Annotated in this window: 21 protein-coding genes, 3 tRNA genes and 2 pseudogenes; 20 read left to right on the top strand and 6 right to left on the bottom strand. The window is 72.5% G+C overall.

Features of this window, described 5'->3' with window-relative positions; all coding sequences use genetic code 11:
* From I59_RS13950 to ccsB, 4 genes and pseudogenes are all read left to right on the top strand, one after another.
* A pseudogene (locus I59_RS13950) lies at nucleotides 1-185 on the top strand (TlpA family protein disulfide reductase); the annotation flags it as partial.
* A gap of 44 nt (nucleotides 186-229) precedes the next feature.
* Nucleotides 230-928: a cytochrome c biogenesis CcdA family protein gene (locus I59_RS13955; RefSeq protein WP_042726763.1), complete on the top strand. Its 699-nt coding sequence runs from the start codon at nucleotides 230-232 to the stop codon at nucleotides 926-928.
* An 82-nt stretch (nucleotides 929-1,010) separates the two neighbouring features.
* Nucleotides 1,011-2,729 carry a cytochrome c biogenesis protein ResB gene (locus I59_RS13960; protein ID WP_031273851.1) on the top strand — a complete coding sequence of 573 codons (1,719 nt, stop codon included), beginning with the start codon at nucleotides 1,011-1,013 and terminating at the stop codon, nucleotides 2,727-2,729.
* A 2-nt stretch (nucleotides 2,730-2,731) separates the two neighbouring features.
* Nucleotides 2,732-3,718 carry a c-type cytochrome biogenesis protein CcsB gene (ccsB, locus tag I59_RS13965; protein ID WP_031273852.1) on the top strand — a complete coding sequence of 329 codons (987 nt, stop codon included), beginning with the start codon at nucleotides 2,732-2,734 and terminating at the stop codon, nucleotides 3,716-3,718.
* 594 nt (nucleotides 3,719-4,312) lie between these two features.
* On the opposite strand, the gene I59_RS13970 is transcribed toward ccsB, so the two are convergent.
* Complete coding sequence (locus I59_RS13970; RefSeq protein WP_022904398.1) at nucleotides 4,313-5,299, bottom strand: o-succinylbenzoate synthase; 987 nt, start codon at nucleotides 5,297-5,299, stop codon at nucleotides 4,313-4,315.
* Between the two features lie 205 nt (nucleotides 5,300-5,504).
* On the opposite strand from I59_RS13970, the gene I59_RS13975 reads away from it, so the two are divergent.
* The 4 genes from I59_RS13975 (at nucleotide 5,505) to I59_RS13990 (ending at nucleotide 9,423) form a co-directional block, all read left to right on the top strand.
* Nucleotides 5,505-6,029: a hypothetical protein gene (locus I59_RS13975; protein WP_022904399.1), complete on the top strand. Its 525-nt coding sequence runs from the start codon at nucleotides 5,505-5,507 to the stop codon at nucleotides 6,027-6,029.
* A 214-nt stretch (nucleotides 6,030-6,243) separates the two neighbouring features.
* Complete coding sequence (locus I59_RS13980; protein ID WP_022904400.1) at nucleotides 6,244-7,173, top strand: 1,4-dihydroxy-2-naphthoyl-CoA synthase; 930 nt, start codon at nucleotides 6,244-6,246, stop codon at nucleotides 7,171-7,173.
* Nucleotides 7,174-7,183: 10 nt separating this feature from the next.
* Nucleotides 7,184-8,320, top strand: coding sequence for an AMP-binding protein (locus tag I59_RS13985; protein WP_022904401.1), 1,137 nt, complete (start codon nucleotides 7,184-7,186; stop codon nucleotides 8,318-8,320).
* A gap of 107 nt (nucleotides 8,321-8,427) precedes the next feature.
* Nucleotides 8,428-9,423: a 1,4-dihydroxy-2-naphthoate polyprenyltransferase gene (locus I59_RS13990; protein WP_022904402.1), complete on the top strand. Its 996-nt coding sequence runs from the start codon at nucleotides 8,428-8,430 to the stop codon at nucleotides 9,421-9,423.
* A gap of 140 nt (nucleotides 9,424-9,563) precedes the next feature.
* Here I59_RS13990 and I59_RS13995 read toward each other — a convergent pair whose 3' ends face one another.
* On the bottom strand, nucleotides 9,564-9,884 hold the full coding sequence (locus tag I59_RS13995) for a DUF4229 domain-containing protein (RefSeq protein WP_022904403.1): 321 nt from the start codon (nucleotides 9,882-9,884) through the stop codon (nucleotides 9,564-9,566).
* Between the two features lie 63 nt (nucleotides 9,885-9,947).
* On the opposite strand from I59_RS13995, the gene I59_RS23580 reads away from it, so the two are divergent.
* Nucleotides 9,948-10,307, top strand: coding sequence for a PLD nuclease N-terminal domain-containing protein (locus I59_RS23580; protein WP_022904404.1), 360 nt, complete (start codon nucleotides 9,948-9,950; stop codon nucleotides 10,305-10,307).
* 34 nt (nucleotides 10,308-10,341) lie between these two features.
* Entirely contained in the window at nucleotides 10,342-12,033 is a 1,692-nt protein-coding gene (gene menD, locus I59_RS14005; protein ID WP_042726764.1) for a 2-succinyl-5-enolpyruvyl-6-hydroxy-3-cyclohexene-1-carboxylic-acid synthase, read from the top strand.
* A gap of 185 nt (nucleotides 12,034-12,218) precedes the next feature.
* Here menD and I59_RS14010 read toward each other — a convergent pair whose 3' ends face one another.
* Entirely contained in the window at nucleotides 12,219-13,478 is a 1,260-nt protein-coding gene (locus I59_RS14010; protein ID WP_049976598.1) for an isochorismate synthase MenF, read from the bottom strand.
* 64 nt (nucleotides 13,479-13,542) lie between these two features.
* Between I59_RS14010 and I59_RS14015 the strand changes: the two genes are divergently transcribed.
* The 4 genes from I59_RS14015 to I59_RS14030 all read left to right on the top strand — a co-directional run bounded on the left by I59_RS14015 (nucleotide 13,543) and on the right by I59_RS14030 (nucleotide 18,124).
* Nucleotides 13,543-14,352, top strand: a complete 810-nt coding sequence (locus tag I59_RS14015) for a demethylmenaquinone methyltransferase (protein ID WP_022904407.1) — start codon at nucleotides 13,543-13,545, stop codon at nucleotides 14,350-14,352.
* Between the two features lie 45 nt (nucleotides 14,353-14,397).
* Nucleotides 14,398-15,474 (top strand): polyprenyl synthetase family protein, encoded by a 1,077-nt coding sequence (locus I59_RS14020; protein WP_022904408.1) that lies wholly within the window; start codon nucleotides 14,398-14,400, stop codon nucleotides 15,472-15,474.
* A gap of 74 nt (nucleotides 15,475-15,548) precedes the next feature.
* A complete protein-coding gene (locus tag I59_RS14025; RefSeq protein ID WP_022904409.1) occupies nucleotides 15,549-16,922 on the top strand; it encodes an FAD-dependent oxidoreductase in 1,374 nt (457 codons plus the stop codon).
* A gap of 14 nt (nucleotides 16,923-16,936) precedes the next feature.
* Nucleotides 16,937-18,124: a heparan-alpha-glucosaminide N-acetyltransferase domain-containing protein gene (locus I59_RS14030; protein WP_022904410.1), complete on the top strand. Its 1,188-nt coding sequence runs from the start codon at nucleotides 16,937-16,939 to the stop codon at nucleotides 18,122-18,124.
* Between the two features lie 299 nt (nucleotides 18,125-18,423).
* Here I59_RS14030 and cls read toward each other — a convergent pair whose 3' ends face one another.
* Nucleotides 18,424-19,884: a cardiolipin synthase gene (cls, locus tag I59_RS14035; RefSeq protein WP_022904411.1), complete on the bottom strand. Its 1,461-nt coding sequence runs from the start codon at nucleotides 19,882-19,884 to the stop codon at nucleotides 18,424-18,426.
* Between the two features lie 32 nt (nucleotides 19,885-19,916).
* The gene (locus I59_RS14040) at nucleotides 19,917-20,405 is read right to left on the bottom strand and encodes a YajQ family cyclic di-GMP-binding protein (RefSeq protein ID WP_022904412.1); all 489 of its coding nucleotides are present in this window, start codon (nucleotides 20,403-20,405) and stop codon (nucleotides 19,917-19,919) included.
* Nucleotides 20,406-20,550: 145 nt separating this feature from the next.
* On the opposite strand from I59_RS14040, the gene I59_RS14045 reads away from it, so the two are divergent.
* From I59_RS14045 to I59_RS14065, 5 genes are all read left to right on the top strand, one after another.
* Nucleotides 20,551-20,632 (top strand) — tRNA-Tyr (locus I59_RS14045).
* A gap of 57 nt (nucleotides 20,633-20,689) precedes the next feature.
* Nucleotides 20,690-21,520, top strand: a complete 831-nt coding sequence (locus I59_RS14050; RefSeq protein ID WP_022904413.1) for an inositol monophosphatase family protein — start codon at nucleotides 20,690-20,692, stop codon at nucleotides 21,518-21,520.
* A gap of 149 nt (nucleotides 21,521-21,669) precedes the next feature.
* Nucleotides 21,670-22,890 carry a M23 family metallopeptidase gene (locus I59_RS14055; protein ID WP_022904414.1) on the top strand — a complete coding sequence of 407 codons (1,221 nt, stop codon included), beginning with the start codon at nucleotides 21,670-21,672 and terminating at the stop codon, nucleotides 22,888-22,890.
* Nucleotides 22,891-22,983: 93 nt separating this feature from the next.
* A tRNA-Thr gene (locus I59_RS14060) sits at nucleotides 22,984-23,055 on the top strand.
* Between the two features lie 33 nt (nucleotides 23,056-23,088).
* Nucleotides 23,089-23,162, top strand: a tRNA-Met gene (locus tag I59_RS14065).
* 84 nt (nucleotides 23,163-23,246) lie between these two features.
* Here the strand turns inward: I59_RS14065 and I59_RS14070 are convergent.
* Nucleotides 23,247-25,466: a hypothetical protein gene (locus tag I59_RS14070; protein ID WP_148286239.1), complete on the bottom strand. Its 2,220-nt coding sequence runs from the start codon at nucleotides 25,464-25,466 to the stop codon at nucleotides 23,247-23,249.
* A 73-nt stretch (nucleotides 25,467-25,539) separates the two neighbouring features.
* On the opposite strand from I59_RS14070, the pseudogene I59_RS14075 reads away from it, so the two are divergent.
* Nucleotides 25,540-26,077 (top strand): annotated as a pseudogene (locus I59_RS14075) (hypothetical protein); the annotation flags it as partial.

Consider the following 26,077-nt stretch of genomic DNA (forward strand, 5'->3'; position numbering starts at 1 on the left):
ACGCGAGCACGGGCGCGATGCAGCTCGCGATGTCCGGCCAGGTCGCGCCGAACGCCGTCCCGGCCACCATCGTCCTCGACAAGGAGGGCCGGGTCGCGGCCCGCGTCCTCGGCGCCGTCGACGGCCCCGGGATCCTCGACACCCTGGTCGGCGACGAGCTGTCCGGGAAGGCCAAGGCCTCCTGACCGTGGCCAGCAACCCCTTCGCCGACGCGATCCTCAGCGGCCAGATGGCCGTGGCGCTGCCCGTGGCCGCGCTCGCCGGGCTCGTGTCGTTCCTCTCCCCGTGCGTGCTCCCGCTCGTGCCGGGCTACCTCGGCTACGTCGGCGGTGTCGCGGAGGGCGGGCAGCGCAAGGGACGGGTCGTCCTCGGTGTCCTGCTCTTCATCCTCGGGTTCACGGCGGTCTTCGTCGCGTACACGACGGTGTTCGGGGCGCTCGGGTTCTGGCTCGTGCGCTGGCGCGACCTCATCACACAGGTCCTCGGCGTCGTCGTCATCCTCATGGGCCTGGTCTTCGTCGGCCGGTTCACGTTCATGCAGCGGACCATCAAGCCGGGCTGGACCCCCGCGACCGGCCTCATCGGCGCGCCGCTGCTCGGGATCGTGTTCGGTCTCGGCTGGACGCCGTGCCTCGGCCCGACGCTCGCTGCGATCAACCTGCTCAGCGTGCAGTCCGGGAGCGCCTGGCAGGGCATGTGGCTCGGGGTCGCGTACTGCCTCGGGCTCGGCATCCCGTTCGTCCTCGTCGCGCTCGGTGCGGGCTGGGCGACCGGGGCGATCCGCGCCGTCAAGCGCCACATGCGCACCGTCAACATCATCGGAGGAGCGATCCTGATCGTCATCGGTCTGCTCATGGTCACCGGCATCTGGTCGGCCGTCATGTCGAGCCTCGGGGCGGTGATCCAGACCTTTGTCCCGGCAGTCTGACCCCGAAGCCACGGCCGGCCCCGAAGCCACGGCTGGCCCCGACGCCACGGTCGGCCCCGACGCCGCGGCCTGCCCTGACGCCCTGGACGGCAGCGACGACCAAGAGGGCACCGACCTCGTCTCCGACCCGCAGCGACCGTCCGACCACGTCGACAGCGCTCCGGCTCCGCGTGAGCGCACGGAGCCCGGCGGTGCCGAGGTCGCGCAGCCGAAGCTCGGCCTCGTGGGGTACCTGCGGTTCTTCTGGCGGCAGCTCACGAGCATGCGCACGGCGCTGTTCCTCCTCATGCTGCTCGCGCTCGCGGCGATCCCGGGGTCCCTGGTGCCGCAGCGCACCGCGGACCCGAACGGTGTCGTGCAGTACAAGGCCGACCACCCCGCGCTCTACCCGGTGCTCGACAAGCTCCAGGTCTTCGACACCTACACCTCGGTGTGGTTCTCGGCGATCTACCTCCTGCTCTTCGTCTCCCTGATCGGCTGCATCGTCCCGCGCACGAAGCACCACTGGCAGGCCCTCCGCACCCGCCCGCCGAAGACCCCCGTCCGGCTCGGCCGACTCGCGGGCTTCCGGTCGGTGCCGGTGGACGCGACCAGCGTCACCACCGCGGCCGACGGGGCGGACGCCGCCACGGGCCTCCCGTCCGTCGACCACGCCGTCACGCGCGCGATGGCGCTCCTGAAGCGCTCCGGGTACCGCGTCGAGCGCTTCGGCGACTCGGTGAGCGCGGAGCGCGGCTACCTCCGCGAGACCGGCAACCTCGTGTTCCACGCGGCCCTCGTCGGGGTCCTCGTCGCGGTCGGTGTCGGTGGCGGGTTCGGCTTCACCGGACAGCGCCTGCTCGTCGAGGGGCAGACCTTCTCAAACAGTCTCGTGGCGTACGACTCGTTCAACCCCGGGCGGTGGTTCCAGCAGTCCGACCTGCAGGGCTACAACCTGAAGCTCGACAAGTTCGTCACGAAGTACGAGGAGACGAACCTCAACGCCCTCGGCCAGGCGCTCGACTACGACGCCACGGTCACGACGACGACGAAGAGCGGTGTCTCGAAGACCCAGCGCCTCGGCGTGAACGACCCGGTGTCGATCGGCGGGACGAACGTCTACCTGCTCGGCAACGGCTACGCGATGCAGGTCACCGTCCGCGACGGCAAGGGGAACGTGGCGTTCAAGGACGTCGTGCCGTTCCTGCCGCAGGACGCGAACTACACGTCCGTCGGGGTCATCAAGGTGCCGGACGCCGAGCCGGACCAGCTCGGCATCCAGGGCTTCTTCTACCCGACGGCGCAGGAGATGTCGACCGGCGCGTTCACGAGCGCCTACCCGGACACCGAGAACCCGCTCCTCAGCCTGCAGGTCTACACGGGCGACCTCGGTCTCGACGACGGCGTCCCGCAGAGCGTCTACACGCTGGACACGAGCGGCCTGAAGGAGATCGCCGGCACCCGTGCCGACGCGGCCTCGGTCCAGCTGAAGCCCGGGCAGACGAAGCAGCTGCCCGACGGTGCCGGCTCGATCACGTTCGACGGGGTGAAGCGCTACGTCTCGCTCGACGTGCACCACGACCCGTCGCAGCTCTGGGTGGGCGGCTTCGCGTTGCTCTCCACCCTCGGCCTGCTGACCTCGCTCTTCGTGCCCCGCCGGCGTGTGTGGGTGAAGGCGGTGCCCCGGAAGGGTGCGGAGCACGGCGAGTACGACCTCGAGTACGCGGGCCTCGCCCGCGGCGAGGACCCCAACCTGGAACGGGCCGTCGCGGACATCGCGCAGCGGCACATGTCGGACCTCGGAGTTAGGATTCCCCAGTGAACATGACCGCGACACTGGCCAGCTACTCGGTCGTCCTGACGTACTCGGCGATGGCCGTCTACGTCATCGCGTTCATCTCGTTCGCGCTCGACATGGCGAAGCGTGCGGGCAACGTCGCGGCGGTCCAGGCCGCCACGGCGCCCGCTGCCGCCCCCGCCGAGACCGTCGCGACGGTCCGCGGCGGCACGGTCGTGCTCGAGAAGGTGGACACCGGCGCTCCCGCCGACCCGACCAAGCGCGGCACCAAGTTCGAACGTGTCGGCATGGCCATGATGATCCTCGGCGTCATCCTGCACATCGGCGCGGTCGTCCTCCGGGGCATCGCGGCCGATCGGGTGCCGTGGGGCAACATGTTCGAGTTCTCGCTGACCGGGACCGCGCTGATCGTCCTCATCTTCCTCGGCGTGCAGCTCTGGCAGAACCTGCAGTTCCTCGGCGTCTTCATCTCCGGCCTGACCCTCATCCTGCTCGGCATCGCGACGGTGAACTACTACGTGCCGGTCGTCCCGCTCGTGGCGGCGCTGCAGTCGTACTGGCTCGTCATCCACGTGTTCGTCGCCATCGCCGGCACGGGGTTCTTCGCGCTCGGCGCCGGTCTCGCGGTGTCGCAGCTGGTGCAGACGTACCGCCAGGGCCGTCCGGTGTCGAAGAAGCTCCGCTTCATGGAGACCTTGCCGGACGCCGATCGCCTCGAGGTCCTGAGCTACCGCGTCATCCTCGTCGGGTTCGTCCTCTGGACGTTCACGCTCATCGCCGGTGCGATCTGGGCCGAGCGGGCCTGGGGTCGGTACTGGGGGTGGGACACCAAGGAGGTCTGGACCTTCATCATCTGGGTCGTCTACGCCGGGTACATCCACGCTCGTGCGACCCGTGGTTGGCGTGGTGCGCGGTCCTCGTGGCTGGCGCTCATCGGCTTCGGCGCGGTGATGTTCAACTTCTCGGTGGTGAACGTGTTCTTCAAAGGCCTGCACAGCTACTCGGGCCTGTGAGCCGGCGCGGGGTCCGCTGACGCGGCCCCGACCTGACGGGAGGCGCGGTGCCGGTCGGCACCGCGCCTCCCGTCCGTCTGTGCCCGCGCGAGCCGGCTGTCCGCCGAGCGCGCGACGTGCCTGTCTGATCGCGCGGACGGCGGGTGGTCACGACGCCCCGGTGGTGGACCGTCCGGCGGTCACGAACTGTCGCTCCGGCGCCCGCCGACCGACGGTTCGTGACCGCTCGCCGGCGTGGCGCGGGGTGTCGTGACCGCGACCGAGGCCTGCACTGCCCGGCCTTGGGTGGTCGCGGCGCCCCCGGCGGTGGACCGTCCGGCGGTCACGAACTGTCGCTCCGGCGTCCGCCGACCGACGGTTCGTGACCGCTCGCCGGCGGGGCGCGGGGTGTCGTGACCGCGACCGAGGCCTGCACTGCCCGGCCTTGGGTGGTCACGACGCCCCGGCGGTGGACCGTCCGGCGGTCACGAACTGTCGCTCTGGCACCCGCGGAACGACGGTTCGTGACCGCTCGCCGGACCTGAGCGGGGTGTCGTGACCGCCGGGGCCGGGGCCGAGGCCCTGAGCCCGCGCGGCCCCGAGCCCGCGCGCCCGTCAGGCCGGGAGCAACTCGTGCACGCGGCGCACCCGGTCGAGCCACCACGACGTCCGCTCCGGCGACGCAGCGTGCCGCTCGAGCAGAGCCCGGTCGACCTCGACCCGACGGACCGCGATCCGGCCCCCGACCGGCAGCAGCGGTTCCGCCGTCACGTCGCCGCGGAACATCGCCGCCGTCCCGAGCCCCGCCGCGAATCCCGGCGCCATCGACCGCGCAGCGAGGAACGCACCCATCCCCAGGCCGACGGAGGTGTCGAGCGCGCTGGAGACCACGCACGGGAGACCGGCCTCGGCCACGATCCGGGCAGCCGCCGAGACCCCACCGAGGGGCTGCGCCTTGACCACGAGCACGTCGGCCGCTCCGGCACGGGCGACCGCGAGCGGGTCGGCGGCCTTCCGGACGCTCTCGTCGGCCGCGATGCGCACCCCGAGGCCGTCGATCCGCGACCGCAGGGACGCGAGCTCCTCGACCGAGGCCACCGGCTGTTCTGGGTATTGCAGGTCGACCACGCGGAGCCGCTCGAGTGCCGTCTTCGCCTCGTTGACGGACCCCAGGCCGTTCGCGTCCACCCGGACATCGGCGTCGGGACCCATCACCCGTCGGACCTCGGCGACGCGGGCGACGTCGTCGTCGACGGTCGTCCCGGCTTCGGCGACCTTCACCTTCGCGGTCGTGCAGCCCAGGTAGCGTGCGAGCAGCTCGGCGACCTGCTCCGGGTCGACCGCGGGCACGGTCGCGTTGACCGGCACGGCGTCGAGCGCGGGTTCGTGTGCGGTCCACCCGAAGTCGATCGCGGCGTCGAGCCACGCGCTGGCCTCGGCATCGTCGTACTCCACGAAGGGGGAGAACTCGGTCCAGCCCTCGGGACCACGGAGGACGAGGGCCTCGCGGGCCGTGATCCCGCGGAACCGGACGCGCATCGGCAGGGACACGACGTGGGCGTCGGCGAGGAGTTCAGCGAGGTCGGGGCGCACGGTGACCATCCTCCCAGGCGCGTCCAGGGTGCCCCACGGTTGTTCGGAGGGGACCGCCAGCGCAGGGCATTAGCATGCACCGGTCGGCTTCGGTCGACAGGCATGTCGGAGGGGCCCGGTCCCGCCGAACGGACCGGAAGAGGGAGGCTCGGTGTCCCCGGACCCGCAGCGAGGAGCAGCACCACGCGGTGCGACTCCGCAGCAGCGCGCCGCGGTGCAGCAACGCACCACGCAGCAGCGCGCAGCACAACCCCGGACCGCGGCGGCCGCCCGTCCCCAGCCGCAGCAGCGACCGGCGACGCCGACCCCGTCGGGCCAGCGTGCGAAGGCCCCGTCGGGCCAGCGTCCGACGGCCCCGAGCGACGAGTTCGCACGCCTCGTCCAGCGGAACACGGTCGACGTCCGGAACGCCCCGGGTCGCACGCACCGTCGCCGCAACCCGCTCGTCGGCAAGATCGCCCTCGGTCTCGCGGTGGTCTGCGCGGCGATCGACGCGAGCGCCTTCGCGGTGTTCGTCGGCGGGGACACCACCTTCGCGTTCGGCATCTGCTTCGTCACCGTGTTCCTGACCCTGGTCGCCGCGGTCCTCGGCTTCATCGCGGCGGTCGGCTCGCTCGGCCGGTGGTACGGCGCGATCGGCGTCGTGGTGGCGTTCCTCGCCAACCCGGTGATCCTCATCGTGCTCATCGTGGTCGTGGCCCCCGAGCTCCTCACCGACATGGGCGGCAGCGCGACCTGACCGGAGTCACCCGGCAGCGTGCCCTGCCCGGATCCACCCGGCAGCGCGACCTGACCGGAGCCACCCGACAGCGTGCCCTGCCCGGATCCACCCGGCAGCGTGCCCTGACCGGATCCACCCGGCAGCGTGCCCTGACCGGATCCACCCCGGCCGCCGCTCCGCACCGGGTGCCGCCCGCGACGGGACGGTCGGACAGCGGCGGTACGTTGGGAGCATGGCTGCTCCCGTCTCCGACCTGTTCGACCCCGACGTCTGGACCGCGGCTCCGATCGCGGAGCAGTTCACCGACATCACGTACCACAAGCACGTCTCGCAGGGCATCGTCCGGGTGGCCTTCGACCGGCCGGAGGTCCGCAACGCCTTCCGCCCGCGGACGGTCGACGAGCTGTACCGCGCCCTCGACGACGCCCGCCAGGACCCCCGCGTCGGGGTCGTCCTGCTCACCGGCAACGGCCCGAGCCCGAAGGACGGCGGCTGGGCCTTCTGCTCCGGCGGCGACCAGCGCATCCGTGGGCGGAGCGGCTACCAGTACGTCGGCGACGAAGGGGCCCCGCCCGAGGGCGTCGACCCGGCCGCGGCGCAGGCGTCGATGGGCCGACTGCACATCCTCGAGGTGCAGCGGCTCATCCGGATGATGCCGAAGGTCGTCATCGCGGTCGTCCCGGGGTGGGCGGCCGGCGGCGGACACTCGCTGCACGCGATCTGCGACCTCACCATCGCGAGCGCCGAGCACGGGAAGTTCAAGCAGACCGACGCCGACGTCGGCTCGTTCGACGGGGGCTACGGCAGCGCCTACTACGCCAAGCAGATCGGGCAGAAGTTCGCGCGTGAGGTCTTCTTCCTCGCGCAGGAGTACTCCGCCCAGCGCGCGTACGAGATGGGCGCGGTGAACGCCGTCGTGCCGCACGAGGACCTCGAGCGCGAGGCGATCCGCTGGGGCGAGATCATTCTCGGCAAGTCCCCGACGGCGATCCGCATGCTCAAGTACGCGTTCAACGCGGTCGACGACGGCATGGTCGGCCAGCAGGTCTTCGCCGGCGAGGCGACGCGCCTCGCCTACGGCACCGACGAGGCCGTCGAGGGGCGGGACTCCTTCCTCGAGAAGCGCAAGCCGGAGTGGACCTCCTTCCCGTGGCACTACTGAGGCGCGCCTGATGCCCCGTCCGCTGGTCGCGGTGGGCGCGTCCGACCCGTTCGCCGTGCTGCGCGGCCTGGAGGCAGCACTCGCCGGCGGCCCCGCGCTGCTCCCCGTCGCCGAGGGGACCCCAGCGCTGCCGACACAGCCTCCCGCGGACGTCGCGCAGCGGGTCGCCCTGGTGGTCGAGACGAGCGGCTCCACCGGGACCGGGAAGCGGGTCGCGCTGTCGTCGGAGGCGCTCCTCGCCGGAGCGGCCGCCGCCGACGCGGCGCTCGGCGGCCCGGGCGCGTGGGTGCTCGCGCTGCCGACGCACTACATCGCCGGCCTCAACGTCCTGACGCGATCGATCGCCGCCGGGTCGACCCCGGTCGTCGTGCCGGCCGGCCACTTCGACCCGGCCGGGTTCGCGGACGCCGCGGCGCAGCTGGTGACCGACCGGTCGGCCCCGCGGCGCTACACGTCGCTCGTGCCGGTGCAGCTCGCCCGGGTCCTCGACGACGAGCGTGCGACGGCGGCCCTCGCGGCGTTCGACGCCGTCCTCGTCGGAGGTCAGGCCACCCCGGTGACGCTCCGGGACCGCGCACGGGAGGCCGGCGTCCCGATCGTCACGACGTACGGCGCGAGCGAGACCAGCGGTGGGTGCGTCTACGACGGCGTGCCGCTCGGCCCGGTGCACGCGGCCGTGGACGACGGGGAGCTGCTCCTCGCCGGGCCGATGCTCGCCGAGGGGTACCTCGGCGACGACGACCGCACGGCCCGCACCTTCACGGAGCGCGACGGGCAGCGTTGGTACCGCACGGGCGACGCCGGCGAGGTCGTGGACGGCCGGGTACGGGTCGTGGGACGGCTCGACGACGTCGTCATCTCCGGCGGCGAGAAGGTCGCGCTCGGAGCCGTCGAACGCATCGTCCGGGGCGTGCCCGGTCACGAGGGCGCGGTCGTCACCCGGCGGGCGTCGGGGGAGTGGGGCGAGGTACCCGTCGTCGTCACCGACCGGCCGCTCGACCTCGACGCGGTCCGCACGGCCGTCGGCGACGCCCTGGGCCGCGCGGCCCGCCCCGCCGAGGTCGTCGTGCTCGACCGACTCCCGATGCTCCCGAGCGGGAAACCGGACCGCCGGGCGGTCCGCGCGATCGTCGACCCGACCGCCTGACGGAGGTGGGTCGAGCGGGGCGGGCGATCCGGGCCTCCCGGCCGTCGCTCGTCTCCGTGACGGCCTCCGCGCCGGTCGTATGGCGAACGCCGGTACGATGATCGGCCGTGGCACGAACGAAGCAGCAGAGCCGGTCCAAGGGCCGGAGTGGCAACCCGGCGAAGGCCGCTGGCCCGCAGCGGACCAAGCGCAAGGCGACCGCGCGCGACTGGATCGGTGGGGCGCGACTGCGGACCCTGACGCTCGGCGTCGTGCCGGTGGTCCTCGGCACCGCCGTCGCCTTCGTCGACAGCGGGAACCCCGGCGACTTCGGTGACTACCTCGGGAAGGACGGGCACCTGGCGATCGCAGTGCTCGCCCTCGCGGTCGCGCTGTTCCTGCAGATCGGCGTGAACTACAGCAACGACTACTCCGACGGGGTGCGTGGCACGGACGAGTTCCGCGTCGGCCCGGCACGTCTCACGGGGGCCGGCATCGCCAAGCCGCGGACCGTGCTCACGGTGGCGCTGACGTTCTTCGGGCTCGCGGCCCTCGCGGGCATCGGGATCGTGGTGCTCACCGGGCTGTGGTGGATCCTCATCGTCGGGGCCGCCGCCATCGTCGCCGCGTGGTTCTACACCGGCGGCAAGCGGCCCTACGGCTACAACGCGCTCGGCGAGGTCTTCGTCTTCGTCTTCTTCGGGCTCGTCGCCGTGCTCGGGACGCAGTACACCCAGATCCAGCAGGTCACCGCCAGCGGGTGGGCCGCGGCCGTCGCCGCCGGGTTCTTCGCGTGCGCGGTGCTCATGGTGAACAACATCCGGGACATCGACGAGGACCGCCTCGCCGGCAAGCGGACGCTCGCCGTGGTGCTCGGCCGGACCGTCGCACGGACGCTGTACGGGTTGTTCCTGATGCTCCCGTACGTCGTGCTGCTGTGGTTCGTGCTGCTCTACTTCCGCACGGGGTTCACGTACTTCTCGCTGCTGCTCGCGCTGCCGGCGCTGGTGATCGGGGTGTCGTCGCGGAAGCCGCGCGAACTCATCACGGCGCTGCAGCTGTCGTCGTTCGCGTCGCTGGGCTACGGGGTGGTGCTCGGCATCACGCTCGCCGTGCAGCCGTAGGCGCCGCGGTCCGCACCGCGTTCGCACAACCGAAGACACCCCGAACCAGCACGACGCGTGGTTCGGGGTGTCTTCGGTTGTGCGGACCCGCGCGAGCCGCCGCTCCGGCCGCCGGACGTCGGCCGCCGGACCTCGCAGCGTCAGACCTCGTCGCGCCGGGCGGCGTGCCGGTCGGCGTCGGAGACGGGCTGCGCGCTCGGCGCCTCGCCGTCGGCGGCGTCGACGAAGTCGTCCTCGAAGTCGCTGTCGGCGTCGTGCGCGGGCCCCGGGCGACGCTCGGCGAGGCTCAGCGCCACACGGTGGCGGAGCTTCGCGAGGGCGATGTACGACACCAGCAGCCCGACCAGCGCGGCGACGATCGTGGCCCAGTACCAGGGCATCGGCGTCAGGACGCGGAGCAGCAGGAGGGCGGCCGCGAAGATCCCGAGACGGGCCAGGGTGTACAGGAGCCAGGCTTTCACCCGACAAGTGTACGAAGCCCGGCATGGCAGGTGCTGCACAGGAGCGCTGCCTAGACTCCGTGCATGGTCCGACTGTGGCTGATCGTCGTCGTCGCCGCCGTGGCGTTCACGGTGTGGGCGGCCATCGACTGCGCCACGATGCCGCGCCAGCGCGTGCGTTCCCTCAGCCGCGGGGTCTGGATCCTCCTCGTGATCGTCCTGCCCGTCGTCGGCGGGGTGCTCTGGCTGCTGCTCGGCCGCGCTCCCGCGGGTCCGGCGCCCGCCGCCCGGTACCGTGGACCCGAAGACGACCCGGACTTCCTCGGCGGCCGGACGACGCCCCCGGGACGCTCCCGCACGGACAAGGACCAGGACGACGCAACCCTCCGAGACCTCGAAGACCAGTTCCACGACCGCGACGACGACGGACGCCCGAACGGCTGACCGCAGCCCGGCGACCGACTTCGCCGTCGCGCTCCTGCAGGACCTCGCGCGGGCCGGTATCACCGACGTCGTCGTGAGCCCGGGCTCCCGCTCCCAGGCGCTCGCCCTCGCCGCGGTCGCACTCGAGCGCGCTGGCGGCCCCACCGTGCACGTCCGGCTCGACGAGCGCACCGCGGGCTTCTTCGCGCTCGGCCTCGCGGTCGAGACCGGACGGCCCGCGGCCGTGGTCACCACGAGCGGGACCGCGGTCGCGAACCTGCACCCGGCGGTGCTCGAGGCGCACCACTCCGGCGTGCCGATGATCGTGCTGAGCGCCGACCGCCCGGAAGAGCTCCGCGGCATCGGCAGCAACCAGACCACCGTCCAGCCCGGCCTGTTCGGCCCGGCGGTGTCGTTCGTCCGCGACGTGCAGGCGCCGACCGCAGCGACCACCGACGACGAGCTGCACCGGACCACCCGGGAGCTCGCCCGACAGACCGTGGCCGCGGCGTCCGGGCACGAGGGGCAGCCGGGCCCCGTCCAGCTCAACCTCGCCTTCCGCGAACCGCTGTCCGCCGGGCTCCCCGAGGGGGCCGTCGCCCCCGTGCCCGACGCTGACGTCGACACCGCGTACGCCACGCGACGCCAGCACACCGGCCTCCCGCTGGCGGAGCTCGCTCCCGACGAAGAGCCGGCCACGGTCGTGATCGCCGGCCACGACGCCGGACCCGACGCCGAGCGGATCGCCTGGGAGCTCGGTGCCCCGCTGATCGCGGAGGTGTCGAGCGGTGCCCACTTCGGCCGCAACCTCGTGGTCGCCTACCGTGAACTCCTCCGCGACCCGGCGTTCGGAGGAGTGGTGCGGCGAGCCGTCGTGCTCGGGCACCCGACGCTCAGCCGCGAGGTGCCGGCGCTCCTGCAGCGTGACGACGTCGAGACCGTCGTGGTGCGCGCACCGGGGGCCGACGTGTACGACCCGGCCCGCGCCTCCCGGCCGGACGCCGTGACCACCGTCGTGTCGGACGTGCGGGTCACCGGCCGGACCACGCCTGCCCACCGCGCGTGGGTGGGCCGCTGGGTGGTCGCGAGCCGGGCGCTGCTCGGCGAGGGCGACGCCGCTCCGGACCTCGACGCGAAGCGGTCCCCGGACCGCGCCGAACGGAACCGGTTCCTCCGCGACGAGGTCGCGCTCCGTCGGCGTCCCGTCGACCGGGCCATGCTGACCGAGGCCGTCTGGGGCGTGACGTGGCCGCACGACCGGCTCGTGCTCGGCGCGTCGCAGCTCATCCGCGTCGCGGACGCCCGGGTGCCGGGCAAGAAGCTCCGCGTGCACGCCAACCGCGGGCTCGCCGGCATCGACGGCACCGTGTCGACCGCCCTCGGGATCGCTGCCGCGCTCGAGCGCTCCTCGGCGTCGGTCGGGACCACCCGCGTGCTCGTGGGGGACCTCACGTTCCTGCACGACCTCGGGGCCTTCGTCACGGGGACGCGGGAGCGGACGCACCGGGTGCAGGTGGTGGTCGGCAACGACGGCGGCGGCGCGATCTTCCGCGGTCTCGAGGTCGCGGCGACGACGCCGGAGGCGGACATGACCCGGATGATGAGCACGCCGCAGCACGTGGACGTCGAGCGGGTCGTGACGGGACTCGGGTGGGAGTACCGCCGGGCCGCGACGTGGGGCGATCTGGAGCGGGTGCTGACGGACCCGGCGGAGCGGGTCGTCATCGAGGTGCCGCTGGCGGAGTGAGCGCGGCCGGCACGGCCGACCGGCCTGCACGGCCGACCGGCCTGCACGGCCGGGTGTGCGCGGAACCGGGTGTCGGCCTGGAGGCGCGGTGCCGGTCCGCACGTGCCTCCAGGCCGGTACGCGGTCGCGTGGGTGCCCGTGCCCCGGTCGGTGCGCGGTCGCGTGGTCGCGCCGCGACGCGCGCGTCAGGCGAGCGCGTCCCGGATCGGCCGGAACTTGAGCGCGGTCTCGGCGACCTCCCTCGTCGGCTCCGACCCCGCCACGATGCCCGCGCCCGCCCACGCCCGGACGGTGCCGTCCGGGGTGATCCGCGCGCTCCGGAGGGCGAGCATCCACTCGCCGTCCCCGTTCGCGCCGAGCCACCCGACCGGTCCCGCGTAGCGCCCGCGGTCGACGCCCTCGAGCTCGGACACGAGCCGGACGGCGACGTCGGTCGGGGTGCCGGCGACGGCGGCCGTGGGGTGCAGGACGTCGGCGACGTCGAGCGACGTCGTACCGACGGGGAGGGTCGCCTGGACGTCGGTCGCCAGGTGCCACACGTTCGGCAGCTGCAGGCGGAAGGGTTCGGGGTCGGCGCGCACGTCCGACGCGAGGGGTCGGAGCGCGGCCAGCAGGCTCTCGATCGCGAACGCGTGCTCCTCGACGTCCTTCCGGCTCGACGCCAGGGCCTCGGCGGCGGCACGGTCCGAGACCGGGTCGGTCCCACGTGCCGCACTGCCGGCGAGCACCCGTGCCGAGAGCCGCGTGCCGTCCGTCCGCGCCAGGGTCTCCGGGGTCGCGCCGATCAGCCCGTCCACGGCGAAGGTGACGCACTGCGGGTAGGCGTCCGCGAGGTCGAGCAGGACGGCCCGCTGGTCGGCACCGTCCGGCAGGGTCCCCACGAGGTCGCGGGCGAGCACGACCTTCTGCGCCTCGCCGGCCGCGATGCGTCGCACGGCCTCCACGACGTTCCGCGCGTACGTGTCCTCGTCGATGCGTCCGGGGGAGAACACCACCGACACGTGCGGGCCGACCCGGGGGACCGGCACCGACGTGCGGCTGAACGCGAGCGGCGCGGGGTCGGGCGTGGTGTCGATCGCGGTCAGCCAGGCCTTGCCGCGCCGACGGCCGACCACGACGCGGGGGACGACGAGCACGCTCGTGTCCGCGGAGTCGTCGGCGAACGCGAAGGACCCGAACGCGACGAGCCCGGAGCCGCGGAGCTGCACCGGGTCGTCGACCTCGGCGGCGGCGACCACGTCGCGCCAGACGGCGGAGGCGTCCCGCATCCGGGAGGGTCCCGTGAACTCGAACCGCAGCGCCTCACCGATCCCGACGATGCCGTCCCCACCGCGGACGAAGGCCAGCGGGGCGTCGTGCAGGGTGTGGCGGAGGACGGCGCCCGGGTCGTCGAGGATCCGGGTCGACACCGTCAGCGGCGGGGCCGCCGTCGTGGTTCGTGGCACGCCCCGATCGTACGCGCCGCGCGCTCACGGGAACGCTCGGGCACGGACCTCTAGGATGGCTCGGGTGAGCAGAGCGGACCTGAACAAGCGCCCGGACGAGGTGGCGGCCATGTTCGACGACGTCGCGGCGAAGTACGACCTCACGAACGACATCCTCTCCGCGGGCAACGCCCCGCTGTGGCGCGTCGCGACGGTCCGTGCGGTCGACCCGCAGCCGGGCGAGAAGGTGCTCGACATCGCCGCCGGGACGGGCACGAGCTCGGCCGCCTTCGCCAAGAAGGGTGCCGAGGTGACGGCGCTCGACCTCTCCGCGGGCATGATCGCGGTCGGTCGGGAGCGCCACCCGGAGATCACCTTCGTCGAGGGCGATGCCGAGCACCTGCCGTTCGACGACGACACCTTCGACGCCGTCTCCATCTCCTTCGGCCTGCGCAACGTCAACGACCCGCAGCAGGCGCTCGTCGAGATGCTCCGGGTGCTCAAGCCCGGCGGTCGCGTCGTCATCTGTGAGTTCTCCACGCCGCCGATCGCGCTCCTGCGCTTCGGCTACGGCACCTACCTCAAGCGGGTGCTGCCCGGCGTCGCGAAGCTGTCGTCGAGCAACCCCGCGGCCTACCGCTACCTCGCCGAGTCGATCGACGCGTGGCCCGAGCAGCAGGTCCTCAGCCAGTGGCTCCGCGGCGTCGGCTTCACGATGGTCGCCTACCGGAACCTGACGGCCGGTATCGTCGCACTGCACCGCGGCCGCAAGCCCGTCGCGGGCACGGTCCGCGAGTCGGTGGCACGACGTGCGAAGGCCCGACGCGAGCACCAGGCCACCGGCGAGCAGCCGCGTGTCCAGCCGGGCACCGACGCCGCCGACCACGACGGCTGACCCATCCCTCCCCGAGTACGGGCCTCCCCGAGTACGGAGCAGCACTTGAACCCGAGCGTCCCGGTCGCACGTCGCGCACCGAGTCTCCGCGCCTCGCTGGGCATCGGCGAACGGCTGTTCGCGTCCCCCGCCGACCGGCGGTTCATCACCGCGGTCGACGACGGGCTCGAGGTGGTCGAGCACGCGCTCGAGGAGGCGATGCACTCCGCGGACACCCTCGCGGACACCACGAGCCGGTACCTGCTCGCGGCCGGCGGCAAGCGCATCCGGCCCACGCTGACGCTCCTGATCGCGCAGCTCGGCCGGGGTGTCACCGACGAGGTCGTGAAGGCCGCGGTGAGCATCGAGACCACGCACCTCGCGTCGCTCTACCACGACGACGTCATGGACGAGGCACCGGTCCGTCGCGGTGTCCCGGCGGCGCACGTCACCTACGGCAACAACGTCGCGATCCTCACGGGGGACCTGCTGTTCGCCCGGGCGAGCCTCATCACGGCGGACCTCGGCGTCGAGGGCATCCGCATGCAGGCGGAGACCTTCCAGCGGCTCTGCCTCGGACAACTCCACGAGACCACCGGACCTCGCGAAGGCGAGGACGCCGTCGCGCACTACATCCAGGTTCTCAGCGACAAGACCGGTTCGCTCATCGCGACCGCGGCCCGCGCCGGCATCCTGTTCTCCGGCGCCGACCGCGCCTACCTCGAACCCGTCGCGGTCTTCGGCGAGAAGGTGGGCGTCGCCTTCCAGCTCGTCGACGACGTGATCGACCTGGCACCGGCGGGGGACCGCACGGGCAAGATCGCCGGCAACGACCTCCGCGCCGGCGTCGACACGCTGCCGCTCCTGCACCTCCGGGCACTCGCCGCCTCCGATCCCGACGCCGATGCGCTCCTGCACCGCATCGAGCACGACGTGAAGGGCGCCCCGGACGACGCGGTCGACTCGGCGCCCTACCAGTCCGCTGTGGCGGCACTGCGCGACCACGAGGCGACCACGGCGACACGCGCGATCGCCGTGCGGTGGGCCGAGGAAGCGGTCGACGCCCTCGCGCCGCTGCCCGACGGCACCGTGAAGAAGGCGCTCACCCGGTTCGCGGAGTCCGTCGTCGACCGGAGCCGCTGACCCGCGCCACCGCACCACGAGCCACCCACCAGCGGCCCCGGGAGCACCCCACCCGAACGAACTGGAGACGATCAGTGCCCACCCTCCGACTCGCCATCGTCGGCGCCGGCCCCGCCGGCATCTACGCCGCGGACATCCTCCTGCGCGAGGCGCACGGCTACGACGTGTCGATCGACCTGTTCGAACAGCTCCCCGCCCCGTACGGCCTGGTCCGGTACGGCGTCGCCCCCGACCACCCCCGCATCAAGGGCATCATCAACGCGCTGCGTGACGTGCTCGACCGCGGGGTCGTCCGGTTGTTCGGCAACGTCCGTTTCGGCGAGGACATCACGCTCGACGACCTCAAGCAGCACTACAACGCGGTGGTCTTCTCGACCGGTGCGATCAAGGACGCCGACCTCGACATCCCCGGGGTCGACCTCGAGGGCTCGTTCGGCGCCGCCGACTTCGTGAGCTGGTTCGACGGGCACCCGGACGTGCCGCGCACCTGGCCGCTCGACGCCGAGAGCGTCGCGGTCATCGGCAACGGGAACGTCGCCCTCGACGTGTCGCGCATCCTCGCGAAGCACGCCGACGACCTCCTGCCGACCGAGATCCCGGACAACGTGTACCAGGGCCTCAAGACGAGCCCGGTGACCGACGTCCACGTGTTCGGTCGCCGCGGACCCGCACAGGTGAAGTTCACGCCGCTCGAGCTCCGCGAGCTGGGGGAGCTCCGCGACGTCGACATGATCGTGTACGACGAGGACTTCGACCACGACGAGGCGTCGCTCACCGCCATCCAGACCAACAAGCAGGTCATGGTCATGAACCGTGTCCTGAACCAGTGGCGCGAGCGTGAGGTCGGGCAGGCGAGCCGACGCCTGCACCTGCACTTCTACGCGAAGCCCCTCGAGCTCGTCGCCGACGAGCGCGGGCACGTCGCGGCGATCCGGTACGAGCGCACACGGCCGGACGGACAGGGTGGTGTCGAGGGCACCGGCGAGGTCCGCGAGGTCGCCATCCAGGCCGCGTACCGCGCCGTCGGCTACTTCGGGTCACCCCTGCCGGGTGTGCCGTTCGACGAGCGGCAGGGCGTCATCCCGAACCGCGAGGGCCAGGTCCTCAGCGAGGACGGTCACCGGCTCCCCGGCGTGTACGCGACGGGGTGGATCAAGCGTGGCCCCGTCGGCCTCATCGGACACACCAAGTCCGACGCGATGGAGACCGTCCAGCACATCGTCAACGACCAGGCCTCGTGGTGGACGCCGGAGGACCCGTCGGAGGAGGCCGTGCCCAACCTGCTCCGCGAGCGTGGCGTCGCGTTCACGGACCTCGACGGCTGGCACAACCTCGACGCACACGAACTCGCCCTCGGCGAGGCCGCCGGGCGTGAGCGGATCAAGGTCGTCCCGCGCGACGAGATGATCGACGTGTCGCTCGGTCGGACGACGGCGTCGACGAGCTGAGGGCAGTCCCCGCCGTGACCACCGCAGCACGCCCCGTACCGCCCGACGCGGTGCGGGGCGCGCCCGCGTCCGGTCCCCGGCTGCAGGGCGTCGACGTCGCCCGTGCCCTCGCGCTGCTCGGCATGATCGCGACCCACGTCGCGGACGTCCCGGAGGCCGTGGACTGGTCGGACCCGTCCACATGGGCCGCCGTGGCACACGGACGGTCGTCCTCGCTCTTCGCGGTCCTCGCCGGGGTGTCGATCGGGCTCACGAGTGGACGGACGGAGCCGCCCGGGCCGCCCCTGATCGGCCGCGTCCGTGCCCGGCTCGCGATCCGTGCGCTCGCCGTCGTCGGTGTCGGACTCCTGCTGATGGCGCTCGACACGCCCGTGTACGTGATCCTGCCGACCTACGGCGCGCTGTTCCTCCTCGCCGTCCCGGTGCTCCGCGTCCGCGCCCGCTGGCTGCTCGTCCTCGCGGGAGCCTGCGCCGTGGCGTCACCGGTCGTCGCGCTCGCGGTCGTGCCCCTGTACGCGGACGCGGGCATGTGGGAGGTGCAGCTCGGCCTGGTGTACCCCGTGGTCACCTTCCTGGCGTACGTGCTGGTCGGGCTCGCGGTCGCGCGGGCGGGCGGCCTGGGCCCCCGCTGCCGGTTCCCGGGCGACGCGCCAGCGGCGTCCGGGCCGAGCCGGTGGGGAGAGGCGCGGATCACCCAGGCAGCGCTGCTCGCGTCCGGCGCTCTGGTCGCCGTCGCCGCGTACGTCGTCGGGAACGCCCTCGCGCCGGTGCCCGCCGACGCCGCGTGGCTGTCCTTCCCGGGGGTGCCCTACTCGCCCGACGGCAGCACGCCAACGCAGGCCCTCGCGCAGGAGTTCCTCTCGCCGCGCGACCACTCGTCGTCCGTGGTCGACGTCGTGGGGACGGCCGGGGTCGCGGTCGCGGTGACGGCGCTCTGCTGCCTGCTCGTCGACGGTCGCGGCCGGACGGTGCGGCGGGTGGCGTTCCCGCTCGTGGCCGTCGGTGCGATGCCGCTGTCGGTGTACGCGTTCCACCTGGTCGTGATCGCGCTGCTGCCGGAGTACCCGCAGAGCGCGGCTGCCTGGGGGTGGTTCGCGATCGGCTCGGTGCTCTTCGCCATGACCTGGCGGACGTTCTTCGGGCGAGGGCCGCTCGAGCGGCTGCTCGCCCGCCTGACCGACCTCGTCCCGCTCACCCGCTGAGGCGAGCGCCGCCCGTACGGACCGTGCGAGGTTTCCCACACGGTGCGGGGCTCGCGCCCTCGCACCGTGTGCGAAACCTCGCACGCTGCGGCCGGCCCCTCGCACCGTGCGAGGGCGGCGCCGCCCGTACGCACGGTGCGAGGTTTCCCACACGGTGCGGGGCTCGCGCCCTCGCACCGTGTGCGAAACCTCGCACGCCGCGCCCGGGCCCCTCGCAAGGTGAGAGGGACCCGGGCGGCGCGACCGCACGCGGAGGCAGGCCGATGAGTCGGACGCGGCCCGCGCCTCCCGGCCGCCCGCTACTGCAGCGCTGCCGTGAGCCGCGCGACGTTGTCGAGCACCTTGGACCGCCGCGGCCGGTCCACCCACGACTCGAGCGTCAGCTCGAAGCTGTGCTCCTTGTAGGCGTCCTGGACCTCGCGGAGGGCGTCGACGAAGCGACTGCCCCGCACCATGACCGACACCTCGAGGTTGAGGCTGAACGAGCGCATGTCCATGTTGCTCGACCCGATCACCGCCACCTCGTCGTCGATCGTGAAGTGCTTCGCGTGGAGGATCGTGGGGGCACGGTAGAGCCAGATCCTGACCCCCGCGCGGAGCAGCCCCTCGTAGTAGGAGCGCTGGGCGTGCCACGTCATCGCGTGGTCGCCCATCTCGCCGACGAAGAGCTCGACCTCGACCCCGCGCTGCGCCGTCGTCGTGATGGCGTAGAGCATCGAGTCGTCGGGGACGAAGTACGGCGAGGTGATCGACACCTTCTGCTGCGCCGAGTAGAGGAGCGCGTTGAAGAGTCGCAGGTTGTTCTCGCCGTCGAAGCCCGGTCCGGACGGCACCACCTGGCAGTCGAGCGCGTCGCCACGGTCGGCCCGCTGGACGGGATCGCTCTCGCGGAGGAGCAGCTCGTCGGTCTCGCTGTACCAGTCGGTCACGAACAGCGCGTTGAGCCCCGCGACGACCGGCCCCTCGAACCGGGCGAACAGGTCCTTGTACGCCATGTGCCGCTTCTTGTGCGACTCGAGGTCGTAGGACTTGTCGATGAGGTTCTGCGACCCGGTGAACGCCACCGACCCGTCGATGACCATGATCTTGCGGTGGTTCCGGAGGTCCGGCCGCTGGAACTTCCCCTGCAGCGGCTTGAGCGGCAGCATGAGGTGCCACTCGATCCCCGCGCGGTCGAGGAACGCGAGGGTGTCCTTGTAGTCCGGGTACCCGCGGCTCGCCCAGTGGTCGAGCAGGAACCGCACGGTCACGCCGCGGGACTGCGCACGCGCCAGCGCCTCGAAGAACGGCCGGGTCGTGTCGTCGAGGGTCGCGATGTAGAACTCGACGTGGATGAAGCGCCGTGCCTGGTCGATCGCGCGCGTCATCTCGGCGTACGACTCGTCGTAGTCGGGGTAGAGCTCGGCGGAGTTGCCCCCGACGAGCGGCATCGACCCGAGCCCGCGGTTCAGCGCGACGATGCTCTCGAGCCACGGCGGCCACGGGTGGTCCTTGCGGACGCGGTCCATGCCCTCGGTCTGGTCGAGGATGTACTGGTTGATCTCCGCCTGCTTCTCGCGGCGGTCCCGCGGGAGCTTCGTCGAGCCGATGACGAGGAAGACGATGAACCCGATGTACGGGATCAGGAAGATCGCGAGCAGCCAGGCCGTCGCGGTCTGCGGCTTGCGGTCGATCGGGACGTAGATGATCGAGAAGACACGGATCGCGAGGTCCAGGAGGACCAGCAGGACCGTGATCGTGACGGAGAGCCAGTGCTCCACGGTGTCGTCGTCGGCTCAGTCGGACGCGGGCGTCAGCGGAGGTTCACGAACTGCAGCGGCACGTCGAACTCTTCGCCCTTCAGCAGCTGGATCGTGTTCTGGAGGTCGTCGCGGCTCTTCGAGGACACCCGGAGCTCGTCGCCCTGGATCTGGCTCTTCACGCTCTTGGGGGCCTGGGCACGGAGGAACGCGCCGATCTTCTTCGCGACGTCCTGCTCGATGCCGTTCTTGAACTTCACCTCGATGCGGAACTCCTTGCCCGAGGGGAACGGGTCGCCGGCGTCGAGGCTCTTGAGGCTGATGCTGCGCTTGATCGCCTTCGACTGGAGGACGTCGAGCACGGCACGCGCACGCTCCTCGGAGTTCGCCTTGATGAGGACGTCCTCACCGCTGAACGCGATCGACGCGCCGGCGCCCTTGAAGTCGTAGCGCTGCTCGATCTCCTTGGCCGCCTGGTTGACGGCGTTCTCCGCCTCCATCTTGTCGACCTTGCTCACCACGTCGAAGGAACTGTCTGCCATGCGGGACAGCCTATCGGCGGCCTGGAGGCACGGTTCAGGACCGCAGGACGGCCGACGTCGACGGGGTGGTCGAGACCACCCCCGCGCATCGGCTATGCTGTTCTGCGCGCCTCCGGTTGGTGATCACACGGGTCGGGTGCGCGATGGCAAGTTACCCAAGCGGCCAAAGGGATCTGACTGTAAATCAGCCGGCGTAGCCTTCGGGGGTTCGAATCCCTCACTTGCCACACGATGAACGCCCCCTCCTCGGAGGGGGCTTCGTCGTTCGCGGGCAGGATGGGGGCATGACCTCCGATCCCACACCGTCCGCGTTCGCCGACCTCGCCGAGTCCATCGCCCGTGAGGCCGCCGCCCTGGCAGCCCGCCGTCGTGCCGAGGGCGTCGAGGTCGCCGACCGGAAGTCGAGCATCGTCGACGTCGTGACCGCAGCGGACCGCGAGGTCGAGGACCTCGTCCGGCGCCGGATCGCCGAGGCGCGACCCGAGGACGCGGTGCTCGGCGAGGAAGCCGGTGGCACGGACGGGACGAGCGGCTTCACGTGGGTGGTCGACCCGATCGACGGCACGGTGAACTACCTCTACGGCCGTCCGGACTACGCGGTGAGCATCGGCGTGGTCCGCGGCGCCCCTGATCCCGCGACGTGGGAGCCGGTCGCCGGGGTCGTGATCGCGCCGGCCACGGGGACGGTGTTCCGGGCGGTCGCCGGCGGGACCGCGCTCCGTGACGGCACACCGATCTCGGCCAGCGCACCGGCGTCCCTCGCCGAGACGCTGCTCGCCACGGGGTTCGCGTACACCGCGGAGCGTCGCCGCGGGCAGGTCGCCGTGCTGGCGGAGCTCATCGGGAGCGTCCGTGACGTCCGGCGCGGGGGATCGGCGGCCCTCGACTGCTGTGCGGTCGGCGACGGCACGGTCGACGCCTACTACGAGCGGGGGATCAACCCGTGGGACATGGCGGCCGGCTCGATCGTCGCCGCTGCGGCCGGTGCCGAGGTGCGGTCCTGGCAGGCCGGCGACACGCGGTCGTTCCTGTTCGCCAGCCCCGGCATCGCAGACGAGTTGGAGGCCCTCCTGCACCGGGCGGAGGCCGCCGGGCTCGGGGTGGGAGCGTCCTGACGACGTCGACACCCCCGGACCGGGGGCACCTCCGAAGCGGGCCCGCGACTGGCGGGCGGAGGTGTCCTTTGCTACCGTTCAGGAGTTCCGTTACCCGCTCGTTACCAACGGGCGCCGCACGCACCCCGATCAGGACCCGCACCGAACGCATGCCCCACGCCTCCACGCCGCCCGCACCGACCGACGTCACCGTCGACGCACCGACCCCGGTCGTCCACCTGACCCGACGAGCGCGCATCGAGGCCGAGCGAGCCGCTGCACGCACCCAGGCGCCCGTCGGGACGACCGACGAGTTCGCCGCGATCGTCGGCGCCCCGGTGACGGCCACCGCTCCCGCGTCGCCGCTCGACGTGGCGCCCGCCTCGCCCGCGATGCCGGCGGCCGGCGCCGGGATGCCCGCGTCCGAGGCCGGCCCGGTCACGCCGCCCGCACCGTCGTCCCCGGTCGTCGGTCCGTCCGCTGCTGCGGCACCCGCGACGCGTCCCTCGGCCGCCGGGTCGAGCGCAGCCCGACGCCCGCACACCGACCGGCCCGAGGGACGGGTCCGTGCCGCCCGCCGGCCCACGCCGGTGCACGGTCGTCGGCCGGTCACCGCGCCCGCACGCCCGGTGACCCGCGTGCAGCGCACCGCGAGCGCACCCGCCACACCGGTGCGGACGACCCCGGCGCCCGCCGGGACCGCGTTCCGTCGGACCGCGTCCCGCGTCACCGCGGTCGGCGCCCTCCTGTTCGTCGCCGGCCTGGTCGTCTCCACGTCGCTGCCCGCACAGGCGCTCTACACGCCCGAGGTCGGCTCCACCGCGGCCCGCGCGGCGGCGTCCGGCAGCGCCCAGTCACTCAGCGTCGGTGAAGCCGCGGACGGTTCGACCTCGCGCGACCAGTACACGGTCTCCGACGCCACGCAGTACGCCAACACCGACTCGTCGGCGTTCACGAACGACGCAGCGGGCACCATCCAGTGGCCGTTCCTGACCGGCGTGCCGATCACCTCCGGGTTCGGCGGTCGCCAGGTCGCCGGCTGCTCGTTCTGCTCGACGAACCACATGGGTGTCGACTTCGCCCCGGGCGAGGGCACACCGATCCGGGTCGTCGCGGACGGCGTCGTGACGAAGGTCCAGGCGAACGACGGCGGCTTCGGCAACGACGTCTGGGTGACGCACGACGTCGACGGCAAGCAGTTCGTCAGCGTCTACGGCCACATGAAGGACGGCACCTTCAAGGTCGTCACCGGCCAGCAGGTGCACGTCGGCGACGAACTCGGCGAGGTCGGAAGCACCGGCAACTCGACCGGGCCGCACCTGCACCTCGAGATCCACGTCGGCGGGGTCCCCGTGGACCCGCTCGCGTGGCTCGAGCAGAACGCGAACTAGCGGGCCCCGCGACGGCACGCCCGGGCGTCCCACCCGGTTCCGGATGACCGTCGCGAGTCTGCTACTCTCGTGTGGTGCCGTTCGCGGCACATCGCCCCGATAGCTCAGTGGTAGAGCACTTCCATGGTAAGGAAGGGGTCGTCAGTTCAATCCTGACTCGGGGCTCCGACCCGGAGCATGTTTCGGCTCCGGATCTCTGGCGGGGTAGCTCAGTTGGTTAGAGCACACGGCTCATAATCGTGGTGTCGCGGGTTCAAGTCCCGCCCTCGCTACACGAATCGAACACCGAACGAACCGAACACCGAAGAACGGCGGCTGGATCCCAGCCGCCGTTCTCGCGTCCCGCCCCGCCTCCGTCAGTCGACGAGCACCTCGGTCCACTCGATCGGCGATCCGCCGTCGTTGATCGCGACCGGGGTGAACCGGAAGCCCTCCGAGGTCCGCTCGACGGGGAGGCTGGCGCAGCTGCCGTCGGCGGCGTGCGCGACGGCGACGAGCCGACGGGCGTCCGGGCGCAGGATCTCCACCGGGTCCGGGTCGAGCGTCACGAGGCCGAGCGCCGCGGTGGTCCCGAGCGGGTCGTCCGTCCGGCTGAGGACGGCGACCCGTGCGGCCGTGCGGAGGACGTCCTGGTGGCGCGAGACGCCGCTGCCGTCGAGGCGGCCCGGTCGTGCGACGAGCCCGGTCATCGCGTCACCCTCGTACCGTGCCCACGAGGCCGAGCGGGCGCCGGTCGAGCCGCCGAGGTACGCCGGCGTCAGCGGGCGCACGGTGAAGGTCGTCGACGGGCGGGTGAGGGTCGCGAGTCCGTTGTAGCGGGCGACGTCGAGGCTGGAGGGTGCGGAGTCCCGGGGGTCGCCGTGGAAGGCGCCCAGGGAGCCGATGGGGCCGAACACGGCCGTGTCGAGCCAGATGTCGCCCATCTCGAGCCAGTCGTAGCCACCGCTGCCGTAGCTCGGCACGCCGAGTTCGCCGAGGATCGAGCTGAAGAACAGTCGCCGGTTCGCCTCGGCGTGGTACTCGTCCGCGTTGAGGTACATGTCGTCGGTCGAGTGCAGGTCGACGTGGTCGGTCAGGAGTGGCGACAGGTTGTAGTACATGACCACGATGTCGGGGTCGACCTCGCGCATGGCGCCGATGACGAGCTCGAGGGCACGGACGAGCAGGAGCTCGCCGCCCCAGGCACGGTTCGCGGGTGCCGCGTTGACGAGCGCCGGGAGCTCGTAGCCGAAGTCGAACTTCACGACGCTCGGCCGGTACCGCTCCACGAACGCCCGGGCCCGTGCCGCCAGTCGTGAACGAACCGGTTCCTGGGACACGTCGAGCAGGAAGTACGAGTGGTCGTGGTTGCCCCGCCGCACCGGCACGCCGTCGGCGTCGCAGAGCATGTGCTCCGGCGACAGCCCGTGCGAGGCCGGGTCGTCGCACCGGAGGAACGCCGCCCACAGTCCCACCTCGACCCCGTCGGCCCGCACACGGTCGAGGAACCGCTCGAAGTGCGGGAACCGCTCCTCGTCGTGCTCGAGCAGCCCGTACTCGCCCTCCCACTTGTCGTCGATCACGAAGACCCCCGGACGCATGCCGCTCGCACGCACGTCGTCGTAGATCGACTCGAGGGCGCCCTGGTCGAACCGGTCGAGGGCGGTCCCTGCGGCGCACTGGGCGCCCCACGTGTTGAACTGGGCCTTGCCGAGCGTCTCCAGCTGGCGGGCGGACCGCTCCCGGGGCCGGACCGTCCCGCGATCGCGGAGCGCGCGGTAGTACGCGCGGACGGCGTCGTCGTAGGTGTCGGCCACCGTCAGCACCCAGGACGCCCCGACCTCGAGCGACTCGCCGCCGGTCGTGCACTGGTGCCACAGGTCCGAGTGGGTCCGCAGCCACGGGCTCGTGCGGCCACGCCGGTGCCGGAGCAGGAGGTCACCCGCGGGCACGGCGGTGAGCCCGAGGCACCACGACGCCGACAACCCGCGGGTCAGCGCGCCCCGCTCACACATCGACCCCTCGATGCTGAACCCCGCGACGTAGTGCACCGGGAGCCCCCACTGCGCGGCCACGATGTCGTCGCAGTCGTTCGACCCCCGCCCGAGCCACGTGGTGAGGTCGAGGCGGAGCTGCGCCGGGATGACCGGACCGAGGGCGGACGACTCGCTCGCCCCCGGGTGCACGATCGAGTCGCTCTGCACGCCGGGCAGCGGACCCTCCTCGGACCACTCGGCGAACGCCAGCACCGACACGACCTCGGCCTCCCGGTCGGACCCGTACCCCGGTGCGTCGAACCAGATCCCGTCGTCCGCGAGCCGGACCCGGACCGTCAGCCGGTCGGCGCCGTTGACGCCCTCGTACTCCACGGTGAGGAGCTCGGCCTGCCCGTCGTCGCCGTCGCCGATCGTCGTGAGGTCGGTGCGGCGGACCGACCCGGGAGTCGTCGGTCCCCGGTCGAGGAGGACGGCGGGCTGCAGCGGGGCCTCGAGGACGAGCAGCCCGCGGCGGTCGTGGAGCGTGAAGTGGTCGGTGTCCGGACTCCAGTGCCAGCGGTAGTCGCGGCGGGAGACGGAGCAGGGCTGTGCGATGGGCATGACCTCCACGCTAGGAACGATCCCGCCGGATGTCGTCCCACTCCGTCGGCGGAAACTCCGGGATACTCGTGTGGTGACCACCACGGAGCACTCCTTCGGCTTCGCAGCCGCGGTCGACGAGCCCGGGCCGATGACCGCGGCGCACCGGCACGACGACGTCGAACTGCACCTCGGTGCCGCCGACGTCACCTACCTGCTCAACGGCGTCCGGACCCGGATCCCCGCCGACCGGATCGCGGTCTTCTGGGCGGCGCGCCCCCACCAGCTCATCGACGTCGAGCCCGGGACGCGGGTCTCCTGGTTGACGGTGCCGCTGCCGGTGTTCCTGGCGTGGGGGCTGCCCGACGCGTTCGTCTCGGCGCTCCTCGGCGGCCACGTCGTGATCCCGGAGACGGTGGTCGGTCTCGAGGCGCCGGGGGCCGCCGCCGACCGGTTCGCTCGGTGGTCACGCGAGCTGGGGCGTCCTCCCGCGTTCGTCGACCACACCGCCCGCACGGAGGTGGAGGCGCTCGTCCGGCGGGTGTCCCTGGCCGACGACCTCGGCCGGGGGACGGCGCCGGCGAGCCCGGGCACGACCGAGCACGTCGCGGCCATGGCCGCGTTCTCGCCGC

Source organism: Curtobacterium sp. B8 (assembly GCF_000333315.1).
In the GTDB taxonomy this organism is placed as follows: Bacteria; Actinomycetota; Actinomycetes; order Actinomycetales; family Microbacteriaceae; genus Curtobacterium; species Curtobacterium luteum.